This window comes from Clostridia bacterium (genome assembly GCA_017554615.1).
In the GTDB taxonomy this organism is placed as follows: domain Bacteria; phylum Bacillota; class Clostridia; order UMGS1840; family HGM11507; genus SIG450.
Map to the genome: position 1 here is coordinate 57,733 of JAFZHY010000012.1, position 13,283 is coordinate 71,015.

At 31.3% G+C, this 13,283-nt stretch carries 9 protein-coding genes; all 9 read left to right on the forward strand.

What is annotated here, in order from left to right; all coding sequences use genetic code 11:
* Positions 1–105: 105 nt before the first annotated feature.
* The gene (locus tag IKZ35_02585; protein MBR4892850.1) at positions 106–1,050 is read left to right on the forward strand and encodes an efflux RND transporter periplasmic adaptor subunit; all 945 of its coding nucleotides are present in this window, start codon (positions 106–108) and stop codon (positions 1,048–1,050) included.
* 2 nt (positions 1,051–1,052) lie between these two features.
* Positions 1,053–2,228, forward strand: a complete 1,176-nt coding sequence (locus IKZ35_02590) for an ABC transporter permease (protein ID MBR4892851.1) — start codon at positions 1,053–1,055, stop codon at positions 2,226–2,228.
* A gap of 8 nt (positions 2,229–2,236) precedes the next feature.
* The gene (locus tag IKZ35_02595; protein MBR4892852.1) at positions 2,237–2,959 is read left to right on the forward strand and encodes a hypothetical protein; all 723 of its coding nucleotides are present in this window, start codon (positions 2,237–2,239) and stop codon (positions 2,957–2,959) included.
* A 19-nt stretch (positions 2,960–2,978) separates the two neighbouring features.
* Complete coding sequence (locus IKZ35_02600; GenBank protein ID MBR4892853.1) at positions 2,979–3,626, forward strand: hypothetical protein; 648 nt, start codon at positions 2,979–2,981, stop codon at positions 3,624–3,626.
* Positions 3,627–4,049: 423 nt separating this feature from the next.
* Positions 4,050–8,252, forward strand: a complete 4,203-nt coding sequence (locus tag IKZ35_02605; GenBank protein MBR4892854.1) for a leucine-rich repeat protein — start codon at positions 4,050–4,052, stop codon at positions 8,250–8,252.
* A 338-nt stretch (positions 8,253–8,590) separates the two neighbouring features.
* On the forward strand, positions 8,591–9,037 hold the full coding sequence (locus IKZ35_02610) for a zinc-ribbon domain-containing protein (GenBank protein MBR4892855.1): 447 nt from the start codon (positions 8,591–8,593) through the stop codon (positions 9,035–9,037).
* 45 nt (positions 9,038–9,082) lie between these two features.
* Positions 9,083–9,925, forward strand: coding sequence for a hypothetical protein (locus IKZ35_02615; GenBank protein ID MBR4892856.1), 843 nt, complete (start codon positions 9,083–9,085; stop codon positions 9,923–9,925).
* Positions 9,926–10,292: 367 nt separating this feature from the next.
* On the forward strand, positions 10,293–12,251 hold the full coding sequence (locus IKZ35_02620) for a leucine-rich repeat domain-containing protein (protein MBR4892857.1): 1,959 nt from the start codon (positions 10,293–10,295) through the stop codon (positions 12,249–12,251).
* Positions 12,252–13,008: 757 nt separating this feature from the next.
* The coding region (locus tag IKZ35_02625) for a hypothetical protein (protein ID MBR4892858.1) at positions 13,009–13,283 on the forward strand (275 nt) is incomplete at its 3' end.

The window sequence follows — 13,283 nt, forward strand, 5'->3', positions numbered from 1 at the left end:
TTTTTTTGTTCTAATATATTTTTTACCTTGAATATAAATAAGTATTTAAGGAATTATATAATCAGTATAAAACAAAATTTTAATTTTTATAATGGGGAGAAATAAATGAAAAAAACAATTATAACGCTTGTATTAAGTTTTTCTTTAATTTTAGGAATTATGATTGCAGATTATATGGTAAATAATAACTTTGTTATGGCAAACACCGAAAAAGTAAAAGTAACAGAAATAAAAAAATATATAAGCGCTTTGGGAGTATGCCATGAACAGAATAAAAGAGAAATAAAAATAGATATGCCCTTTGTAGTAGAAGATATTTATGCTAATGTGGGCGATTATATTAAAAAAGGGCAGAAAATTGCAACTCTTAATAAAGAAATTCTAAAAAGCAAACTTGAATATCAGAGCGTAACAGTAAGTTCTGTTAATAATAATAGTCTTATTGCTAAAATAAATAACTATAATACTGAAATTTTATCCCCAATAAGCGGAATGGTAACAAAAATAAATGTTACAAAGGGAAGCGAAATAAATCCGTCTGTTCCTGTAATGGTTGTATCAGACTTAGAAAATATGGTAATAAAATCTTCAGTCAAAGAAGATGATATAAAGGATATCTATGTAGGACAAAAGGTAATAATATCAGGCAATTCATTTGTCGGAGATGTTGAAGGGGAAGTTATAAAAATATATCCACTTGTAGAAAAATCAAATACATTAAATGGCGAAAATTTTGTAACCGTTGATGTGGTTGCCAAAAATTATGATAATATCCGTCCCCAGACAAATCTTAACCTTGAGTTTGAAGATTTTACTAAGAAAAATGCAGTTATTATCCCTTTTGATTCGGTAATGTTTGATGAAGATAAGCCTTATGTGTATATAAATAATATGGGTTATGCCGCAAAAAGATATGTAAAATTAGGGGAAGAGTATGACATTGATGTTGAAATTTTAGGAGGAGTAAATGAGGGGGACAATCTAATATTAAATCCTAAATTTTTAAAGATAAAAGAGGGAGATAAACTTTTAAATACAAATGAGGTATAAAAATGTTTTTTAATGACTATTTAAGATTTTCTTTTAAAGGGCTGTTTTCAAAAAAGTCAAGATTTTTTTTAACAGTGTTAAGTATATTTATAGGAGTTATATCAATTATAATAATTTCTGCAATAGGCTCTTCAGGTCAGAACGCAATAAATATGGAACTTGAAGCATTAGGCTTAAACGGAGCATCAATAAAATCTCAAGGTTATAATATTACTCTCGCTGATGTTGAAGATGTTAAAAACTATCTTGGAAATGAATATCTTGTTTCTTCCATGTCTAAAGAAATAGCAAGAATAAAATATAGGGATAAAGAATCAAATGCGTTTTTATGCGGTGGAGAAATAGATGCTCTTGAAATTTTAAATATGGAAATAATCTATGGTAGAGGAATAAGAGAATCAGATATAAAAAATAATAAAAAAAATGTTATCTTAACTAAAAGTAGTGCAGAAAAATTATTTGATAAGGCAAACTGTGTGGGCGAGAAAATCTCTCTTACCACTCCCTTTAAAAGTCAGGAATTTACTATTGTCGGAGTAGTCAATAATGGTAATATATATGACCTTGTAAGTGAGCATATGCCGCCTATGATTTATATGGCATCAGTAACTTTTTTAGATATGTATAACGGAAAATATGTAGGCGAAATCTCAGTTGTGGCAAAGGGGGAAAATGATGTTGCCGCAGCATCAGACAGTGTAATATCATATCTTGAAAAAGATTTGGAATTTAAAAATATCCTGTATTATGAAAATATGAATAGTTATAAAAAAAGTATTTCTAATGTTCTTTCAATTATAACTTTGATTATAACACTAATCGGAGCAGTTTCCTTAGTTGTAGGAGGAATATCCGTAATGAACACTATGCTTATTTCTGTGAATGAGAGGAAAAAAGAAATAGGAATAAAAAAAGCAATAGGCTCAACAAATGTAACCATTATGCTTGAATTTTTACTTGAAACATTGATTATTGTTTTAATTTCCTGTATATTAGGTATTATAACAGGGCTTTTAATTTCCTATATTTTAATGAAAGGTTATGGCATAACCTTGGTAGTAAGTTTAAAATCAATGATTGTTGCAGTTTTATTTTCAGTCTTAATTGGTGCAGTTTTTGGTGTATATCCTGCATATAAAGCATCAAGATTAAACCCTGTTGAAAGTCTTAACAGTTAGGTGATAAAATGAAGATTATTAAAAACCCGTATCTTCCTCAAAATGAAGTTTCTCTTTTTGTGTATGATAAAACTATTGAATTTTTAAAAGACGGTTTTAAATCATATGAAGATAAAAATGTTTTAAAGGGCATAAACACTCATCCTGATATGACTCTATGCCCCCTTTTTAACGGGGATGTTGTAGTAAGCCCTGAAAGTTATTCTTATTATAGTAAACTTTCTTCTTTTGGTTTAAATATAATAAAAGGGGAAACTACTTTAAAAAAAGATTACCCTTTTGATATAGCATATAATCTTGTTATACTGGGTAATAAACTTTTTCATAACTTAAAATATACGGATAAAGCAGTGCTTAAATACTTAGAAAATAAAGGTGTTGAGTTTATAAATGTAAGGCAGGGGTATACCAAATGTTCAACTTTAATTGTAGATGAAAATTCGGTTATTACCTGTGATATGGGTCTTCATAAAATTTATCAGAAAAATATGATAGACTCACTTTTAATCTCAAATAACACAATTTGTATAAATAATTTTAACCATGGGTTTATAGGGGGCTGTGGTGGGCGAATTTCACATAATACTATTGGTTTTTTCGGAGATGTAACAAAACATCCTGATTTTATAAAAATAGAAGAATTTTTAACTAAGAAAAATTTAAAATTTAAAGTTTTATTTGACACACCTCTTTTTGACTATGGCAGTTTAATTCCTCTTTGTACATACTAAAATAAGGGGAGATTTTTTAGTGATACTTGATATAACTAAAAAAAATATAGATAAAGTTTCAACTACACTTACAAATAAGTTTTTAAATGAAATTGATAAATCATATATATCGAAAGTTTCTAAAGTATATGAAGTGGAAAATAAAAAAGATTTTTTCGAGTTTGTAAATATAAAACTTGACGAATATTTAGTAAGAAAAGATTTTATATTTAATCTTATAAAGGATAACTTAAAAGATTTTAATAAAATTGACGATAAAGGGTTTTTAAATTTCAGAATGTGGAAATATAAAGACTTTTTAAATAAAGTTTTAAATGAAATTTATTTAACCTATCTTGAAAAAATACATTATGAAAAGTTATTATCTTTAATAGGAGTAATACTAAAAAATTCAAACCCTATAGTCTATCATCTGCATATTGATATAAATAAAAAATCTCTTTATGAGTTTTATGACGACTATTTTAATGACATCACAAATATATGTATAACAGAATTTATAAAAGAATACGGAGAGTATGACTTTTTATATAATGATATTCTTTTTTCTGCAATACTAAATCTTACCCCCAAAATTATAACATTTCATCATACCAAAAGGCTTAAGAATAAAGAACTTTTAAATACATTAAAAAAACTGTACGGAGAAAATTTAATTATTTCATAAAAAATATCGGTTTTTTGTCGATATTTTTTTATTTGTGTGTTAGAATAGATTTAACACAGTTAAATCTATTCAGCTAAATTCGCATTCTGCGAGCTAAATGTGCTAACACACGCTAAATTACTTTGTAGCTAAATTGACCCGTGGTCAGCTAATTGCGAATTTAATTTAGCTACTCCAAAGGAGTTATTTAGTTATGTAGCGAAACGGAATAATTTAGCTTTGAACTTTAGTTCAAGATTTAGTTAAAATGTTTGGTCCAGGCTTGACACGAGTTTGAATTGTGTCGAATGGTGATGAAATATAAGAAAATATAAGATAAAATAAGGGTTACAGGGTATAGCAGCCTTAATGTTGGAGTTTGTGCGTTTTTAGGTACACAACTTTGAAATGTGGGTTATGCACTTTTTATTTGGAGGTTTTAAAATGAAAAAGAAATTTTTATTTATGTTTATATTTGTTTGCTTATTTATGCTTGGATTTGGTGTAATGAGTGTTTCTGCGGAAACATACGGAGACTTAACCTACAGTGTTTCCGATGCGGAGGTTAAAATTACTGATTGCACACAAAGTGTAACAATGGTAGAGATTCCAAGTGAGATTGACGGAAATCCGGTAACTAGCATCGATAGTTATGCGTTCAAAAAATGTACTAACTTGACAAATATAACAATTCCTGAAAGCGTTACCAATATTGGAGTTGGAGCATTTGATAGCTGTACTAGTTTAACAAACATAACAATTCCAGAAAGCGTTACCGATGTTGGAGGAGGTGCGTTTTATGGTTGCTCCAGTTTGGTAAGCATAAACATTCCTAGTGGCGTCACTGATATTGAAGGCAATACATTTTGGAATTGCACAAGTTTGAAAAACATAACACTATCTGAAGGAATTACAAAAATTTACGGCAGTGCATTTAGGTGTTGCACTAGTTTGTCGAATATTACCATACCCGACAGCGTAACAAGCATCGATGGATATGCCTTTCGTGATTGTAGCAATTTAACAAATATAAATATACCAAACAGTGTTACAAGTATTGGTAACTATACATTTTATGGATGTGATAGTCTAATAAGTATAATAATTCCTAGTGGTGTTACAAGTATTGGCGATTATGCATTTTATGAGTGCGATAGCTTGACAAGTATAACGATTCCCAACAATGTAAAAAAAATCGGCACTAATGCTTTTTACAACTGCACTAACTTAACAAGAGCAATAATAGGTGATAATGTAACAACAATCGGTAACTATGCCTTTTCTGGTTGTGCTGGTTTAGTAAATGTAGTGTTAGATGGTGATGTAACGACTATCGGAAGCAATGCATTTTCTAATTGCACCGGTCTAGCAAGTGTAATCATAGGAGATAGCGTAACCACCATTGGCAATTATGCATTTTCCAACTGTAAAGGACTAACAACTATAACTATTCCAGAGAGTGTTACAAGTATTAATTGTACTGTATTTAATGGATGTACTAACTTGTCAAGTTTCCTCGTGGATGATAGCAATATGGATTATTGTTCGATAGATGATGTGTTATTTAACAGAGACATTACAACTTTAATAGTATATCCAGCAAAAAAAGCGGGTACAAGTTATACAGTTCCTAGCAGTGTTAAAAGTGTTGGAGCTAATGCATTTCGTAATTGTACTTACTTGTCAAGTGTGGTAATTCCTGATGGGGTTACCAGCATTGGCAGTTATGCATTCGATAAATGCATTAATTTAACAAGAATAATAATTCCAAATAGCGTTAAAAGTATTGGAGACCGTGCATTTTCTTACTGTACAAATTTAGCAAGCATCACCTTAGGCGAAGGCATTACGAATATGGGTGAATATGTATTCTCAGGGTCTGATAATTTAACAAGCATAACGCTTCCAAACAGCTTAACCAATATTGGAAGATATACCTTTGGAAATTGCGGATTGACGAGTGTTACAATACCAGATACTGTTACAGATATTGGAATGTATGCATTTTCAGACTGCACTATGTTAACAAGTGTAATAATAGGCAATAATGTAACAACGATTGGAACTTTTGCATTTGATTGTTGTAACAGATTAAAAAGTATCATACTTCCTAATAGTATAACCAATATAGAACAAGGTGCTTTTTATGGTTGTACTAGTTTGAACAAAGTAACTTATGAAGGCACACAAGAATCATGGAATAATATTTCAATAAAAGCACTCAATAGTTGTTTAACTAATGCCTCCAAAACTTTCAATAACATACCATCCAAAGTATATACATTTGTAACCAATGGAGGTAGTAAAGTTGAGAAAATCCAAGATAAAATTTTATCATCGCCTATAACAACAAAAGAAGATAGTGAATTTATTGGATGGTATGACAATGCTGATTTTGAAGGAGAAAGCATAACATTTCCCTATTCAGGAGAAAAAACTATTTTGTATGCAAAATGGAAACCTATAATATATTTAACTACTTCAATTTTATCAGAAACAACAAAAAACACAGTGTTTAAAGTGGTACCAAAAAATGTAAATAACGGTGCTTCTATTATATTTGCAAGTTACAATGATGGTAGACTTACTTATATGGAACAGGCTGAGTATAAAGATGAAGAGTATATAACTTTTAATTTGAAAAAAGATTGCGAATGCGACATTATAAAAGTATTTGCTTGGGGTGGATTAGATACACTTATGCCATTATGTGAATATGACGTGTATTGCGGGAACTCACAAAATGAAAGCAACCATAGCTTAGATGATAAAGAGGTGTCTATATCACCTAAATGTGATGCTGTTGGAAAATACAAAGATAGATATTGTCAGACTTGTGGTAAGATGTTTGTAGGAGAGGAAATACCTGCTTTAGGACATACGGAAGTTACGGACACAGTTGTAACACCAACATGTACAAAAACGGGATTAACCGAAGGTAAGCATTGCTCTGTATGTAATGTTGTAATTGTAAAACAAACTGTAATTCCGGCTTTGCCACATACAGAAGTTATGGATAAACGAATTGAACCTACTTGTACAAATGTTGGCTACGACGGAGGTAGTCACTGTAGCGTTTGTGGTTTTGTAATTAAGGAATCATCAGTAATTTCACGTATTCCTCATACAGAAGTTGCAGATAAACGAATTGAACCTACTTGTACAATAGTTGGCTACGATGGCGGAACTCATTGTAGTGTGTGCAGTTCAGTTGTTAAAGAACAGGTTGAAATACCAGCATTAGGTCATACAGAAGTTATCATTCCCGCTGTAACACCTACATGTATAAAAGCAGGATTAACAGAAGGAAAATATTGCTCAGTTTGCGATGCAATAATTGTGTTGCAGCAGGAACTCGCAAAAGTCTCCCATTCAATTAAAAATGGAAGATGCATATACTGCTCTGCATCTAATGATATCTTAAAAAGCGAGGAACTAGTAAGAGAGGCTGAACGACACAAAGCAAAAGTAGAAGAAATAAACGAATGGTATGTTTGGGTAGTTCAACTTAATCAGGATAGAATAAATGAGTTGAAATCAGCACACAATATAACGTATGTATACGATAATATTACCTGCCAACAACAAATAAATTCACTATATTCCCAAATATCTGATTTAGATTACAAAATAGCTCGTTTAGAAATGTATAACGACCCTAGTGATGCAGCCGAGCTTGCATCTCTGAAAAGGCAAAAGACATCTTTGGAAGCTGAAAAGTCAAAATACGAAGCTATGAAAGATATTAACTCTTATGAAGAGACTATTATAATTCATCAGGAGTCGTACAATGAATATATAGAAAGTGAAAATTCTCTATATGAAAAAAATAAACAGCTAATCAATTTGAAATACGAAAATGACGCTTCAATTTGTAGTAATCATACATGGGGCGAATGGGAATGTGTTTCAGAAGCAAGTTGTTTAACTATTGGTGTTAATACGCGATACTGTTCTGTCTGTGCTTTGGTAGACAATGAAATAATTAGCAAATTAAACCATGAACTTGTTATAGATGCTTACGTTGCTCCAACTTGCACAAAGAATGGTTTGACAGAAGGTAGTCATTGTTCGTTGTGCAAAACAGTTTTTGTTGAACAAAAAACTATCAGCAAGATATCTCATTCGTATAAATCATGCAAATGCGAATATTGTGGGTTGATTGATTATAAAGCTACATTCAACAATTTGAAAAATTATATTGTAGAAAATGGAACAAAAGTAGACGAAAAAACATATTGTCTTGAATTGGGCCAAACAGTTGACAAGCAGCAATATGCAACATATACATATATACGAAAGAACTATTATAATATAGCTAATGACACAATCACTCTTTCTGTTGATGTATTGGCCAATTCTGTATGGTCTTGGAAAATAGATATAATAGTTCCATCAATAAGCGAAAGTTATAAATGGAGTTATCTTGATGAAGTAGATGCATATATGGAAGGTACAATGTATGCAAATAGTTTTAGTGAGTATACATCATATCTCAACTATAGTTATACTAATATTACTAGTTCGCAGACTATGGGCGTTCGTGAAATGGCAGCCTATTTTGTTGATTTATTATGCTCAAATATGAAATATGATTACTCAGAACTAGGCTTTACACAAAAACATTTAGGATTTTCTAAATACTGATAAGTAGCGCTCCACTATTTTAAGACGGAGCGGTTTATGGAAGACAAGGGGATGGTTCTGTTGTCTTTACATAGAAATACTCGTGTCAAGTCCATACAACTTAATAAAATAGTTTGCCGATTTATTATATTTACATATATCATCGGATGCGAGAAAATCCAGTATTCTCGCGGGTTCTAAAGAATTTTGTTCAAAAAAATCCAGTGAAAAATTAAGGGAAAAATAGTAGGTCCTATTATTCACTGTTCTCCTGACTTGACACGAGTAAAAATCCTGTCGAATTGTGCTGAATGATGCCAAATAGTGTTGAAATATGAAATTAAAAGGAGTTGAGTATTATGGCAGAAAAGAAAGAAAAAAGATATGTGAGCGATAATGTTCAACTTATGGCTGAATGGAACTGGGAAAAGAATAATGAATTAAATTTCAATCCCGAAACATTAACTCTTGGTAGTGGTCAAAAAGTATGGTGGAAGTGTAGGAAAGGTCATGAGTGGATAGCAATAGTAAACAACAGAAATAAAGGACGCGGGTGCCCAGTTTGTTCTAGCAATAAAATACAGCAAGGCAGTAATGATTTACAGACAATTAATCCAACTTTAGCGAAAGAATGGAATTATGAAAAAAACGTCGAATTGACTCCTGTGGATGTTTTGCCTAATAGCAATAAGAAAGTATGGTGGAAATGTAACGAGGGACACGAATGGCAAGCTACGGTAGTCAATAGAAACAAAGGGCGTGGATGTCCGGAGTGCTATAGAGAAAAGCGAAAAATAAAGTTGTGATTATATAGCACTTTGTTAAGAGAGGTGGAGAATATAAGCACTTTAATGTATTTGAAAGATATGTTTAACAGTGAAAAAAGGGATATTTTAAGATTGTATAGTTTCGATTTCGTCGATTCAATCTATATATGTATTCAGCCTTTTTTGATTGGTAAAGCTATTGATGGTTTGTTCGACAATAGTTTTTTGTGGCTTTTTGTATTGATTGGAGCGTACTTGTTTAATGTGCTGATAGGTTATTTTAATAACATTGACGACGATATTGTATATAATCGAATCAAATTAAAGTATAGAAATAGGTATTATCATAATGCTATAAATAGAAATATTGCAACAAGTACGATAGATGCAAATGTTGAATTGGTTGATAGTGTTGTTGATTTTATTAGATGTTTTGTCGCCAACTATTTAGAAAAGGGGTTTATGTTATTTGCTGCATTGATTTTTGTTTTTAGTAATTTTGGGTTTCAGATACAGGCAACTGTCTTTTTTGCATGTTTGATTTCGGTTTTTATAGGTATAGTTGCAAACAAAAAAATGATACCGAACCTCAATGCTCTATATGATGTTAATGAGGAACGAAGAGTAAAAATAGGTAGTAGAGATTCAAATGTATATACGAGTTTTTTAAATAAAAGATATAGCCTTATTATTACTAATTCAAAGATAGATGCGACTGGAACTTTGATAATTAATTTTATTCGTATTATAGCACTAGCAAGCAGTTTGTTTTTTTGTTCAAAGGAACCGGCTGCATCCATTGGAATCATATATGCAGGTATTGAATATATCATAATGCTAATGGATGGATTCGATGCTATTCCAGAAATTTACTATGAATTTAAAGATGTTTCGATATGTGTACATAAAATTAATTCATTCAAATAAGTAGTGCATTTACTCGTGTCAAGTCCATACAATTTAAAACATTAGTTTGCCGATAAAAATATTTACATATCGGGCAGGAAAATCCAGTATTCTCGCGGGTTCTAAAGGAAAGTGGTCGGGAAAAACCAGTTAAAAAAAAGGAAAAAGTTAGTAGGTCCATATTGTGCTTCAGCATAACAAGGTTCTCGGGTACCCAACAAAAATCTTTGATTTTGTGTTGGGTGATGGTTCTTATTGCAAAAGCAACAAGGTTCTCCGAAATATAGAAATCTTTGATTTCGTTATATTTCGTGATGGTTCTTATTATTCACTGTTCACCTGACTTGACACGAACCTTGTCGAATGATAGAGAAAGGAAAAGATGAATATGAAAAAAGCGATTAGTACATTGATGGTAGCAATTTTTTTGTTTCTTTCTATAAACATAAATTGTTTTGCTTCTAATGTTCTTTTTACAAGAGGAAGCTTTTGTGCAAAAATGGTTGAGTTGTTAGAGATTGAATATGATGCTTCTAATATTCAAAGTCCTTTCACAGATGTGGATATTGAGGATGAACATTATAATGAGATAATGACCATGTATATGATTGGAAATATGAATGGTTATGATGATGGAACATTCAAAACCTCAGAACCAATACTTACTGCAGAAGTAGCGACTATTATTGTTCGTATGATTTTTGATGAATTTACTGTTCCAGACGATGTTACATTAGGAAATGAATGGTTTGCGGAGTATGCATGGAAAGCAAAAGAATCAGGATTGATGCCCAATGTTACGAATTGGTTTGCGAATGCTTGCGAAAGTGATATAGATGCTGATAAAATTAAAGAGTATGCTCCGTTGTCTACAAATATAGGGGAAAGTGGAACCTGTGGAACAAATTTAACTTGGGAACTTACTAATAAAGGTGTGTTGACAATAAAGGGAACTGGCGCTATGAAGAACTATTCCCTTTCGTACGACGTTCCTTGGTACGGAAAAAGAGTTTTAGAAGTTATTATTGAAAACGGAGTAACTAGTATTGGAAATTATGCATTTTTTAGTTGTTCAAACTTAAAAGAAATTATAATTCCTAAAAATATTGTTTCTATAGGAAGCTCGGTTTTTGACTATTGCGATAGGCTTGAAAATATATTTGTTCAAGTAGATAATTCTGCCTATTATGATATAGATGGAGTTCTTTTTGATAAATATAACAAATTAGTACGGTTCCCTGAAGGAAAGAAGAAAAAAACATATGTGATTCCCGAAGGGATAAAAGGGATAGGACGGTATTCATTTTATCAATGTAATCAGTTGGAAGAAATTTCATTATCTCAAGGAGTAAAAACAATAGGTTACAGAGCTTTCGCCTCTTGCGGAAATTTAGTTAAAATAAATTTAACAGATACTTTAACTAACATTTCAAGTGGTGCATTTACTCAGTGTGAAAGCCTAATAGATATTGAAATACCCAAAAGTGTTACGAATATAGGTGATTCGCTTTTTCATAATTGTAAAAAATTAGAGAAAATAGAAGTTCATGAAGATAATCAACAGTATTGCGATAAAGATGGGATTCTGTTCAGCAAGGATGAAGAAACTATAATAAAATTTCCAGCGGCAAAAGAAGTAAGTGAATACACAATTCCTGATGGTGTAAAAGTAATCGACGATGATGCATTTGTGAATTGTGAAAAGATTACGGATATTTCCTTTCCTGAAAGTTTAAGAATAATAGGCAAGAGTGCTTTCTCTATGTGTTATAGATTAACAGAGGTAATTGTTCCGGGAAATGTAGTTGATATTCAAAGTGAAGCTTTTTGGGGTTGTCATGATCTCGCTGTTGTAACCATATGCGAGGGTACGACTACTATAGGGAAATCGGCTTTTGATGATTGCGATTATTTATCAAAAGTATATATACCCAAAAGTGTTGTAAGTATTGGGGAAAATGCATTCCGTAACAACTCCTTTACGTATGAACATAACTTTGTTATTTATGGCTATTCTGATTCATATGCAAAAGATTACGCTTTGTCAAACAATTTAAGATTTGTTGAGATAGCTGAAAAAGTGATGGTAGATGTAAAAGAAGAAAGCGAAAATATCATTTGCGATATTACTTTGTCAAGTGATGTTCCTAAAGAAGATTCGAAAATATTTATTGCTACATATAAAGAGTCTGGACAAATGGAACAATGTAAGAGTAGCAATGTAGAGATGAGCGGTTCAACTAATGTATCAATCAAAATTTCCAATGAAACTACAATTGTTAAAATTTTTGTATGGGAAAATGATACTATCAGACCATTATGCGATGTTACATACATGTACCTGTAAAAACACAAATGGACACCTGTGTTTACTCGTGTCAAGTCTATACAATTTAAAAGAATAGTTTGCCGATTTATAATATTTACATATACTATCTGATGCGAGAAAATCCAGTATTCTCGCGGGTTCTAAGGAAAAGTGTTTACCAAAAAACGGTTGAAAAAATAGTGAAAAGTTAGTAGGACCTATTGTGCTTTAGCACAACAAGGTTCTCCGAAAATCTTAAGCCTTTGGCTTTTAGATTTTCGTGAGGTCCTTATTATTCACTGTTCTCCTGACTTGACAAAAGCCAAATTATGTCGAACATAATCTATAAATGATAAACAAGTCATATTTCTATGTGGTTTATTATGACGAGAATTATCTGCCATAGAGAAAAAATCATAAATTGCTTTTAAAAACATTATGCTTTCGTAAAAACCGAGAGCATAATGACTTTTTTTATTGTAGAGAAACACAACAAGGTTCTTAGAAAAACTTAAGCCTTTGGCTTTTAGATTTTCGTGAGGTTCTTAATTTGTCATAGGTTTGTCATATTGGTTTTAATAATATAAAATAAAAAGGTACTTATATAATGAAAATTAGAAGGAAAGAACAGAGAAAATGAATAGTTTTATCCTAAAGGGAAATCTTTGCTAGAGCATTTCAAAAACTAAATTAAAGACAAAGAATTGAGCACAGTATATATTTATCCCTTGATATGTGTGGCAGTATCAAAGAAAAATATATTCAGGGAAATAAAATTATTTAGGAGGAGAATAAAGTGAAACTCAAAAGATTTTTAAGCTTATTTATCACAGTTGTGCTTTGCTTGTCATCGTTTACAGCGTTTGCGGAAGAAATTGTTATGGAATATTCACCTTTTGATGAATATGTTGACTATTCCAATATGTATTTCTGGTCACGCTGGAATAATGGGGATGACAAACCTGCAGATCTTTTCTTTGTATGTCCAACAGTTGATATGGGCAAAGAAGGAAATTATAATGCTTACATAACAGATGAAAAATACCGTGAAAGCTTTGACGGTGCAACAAA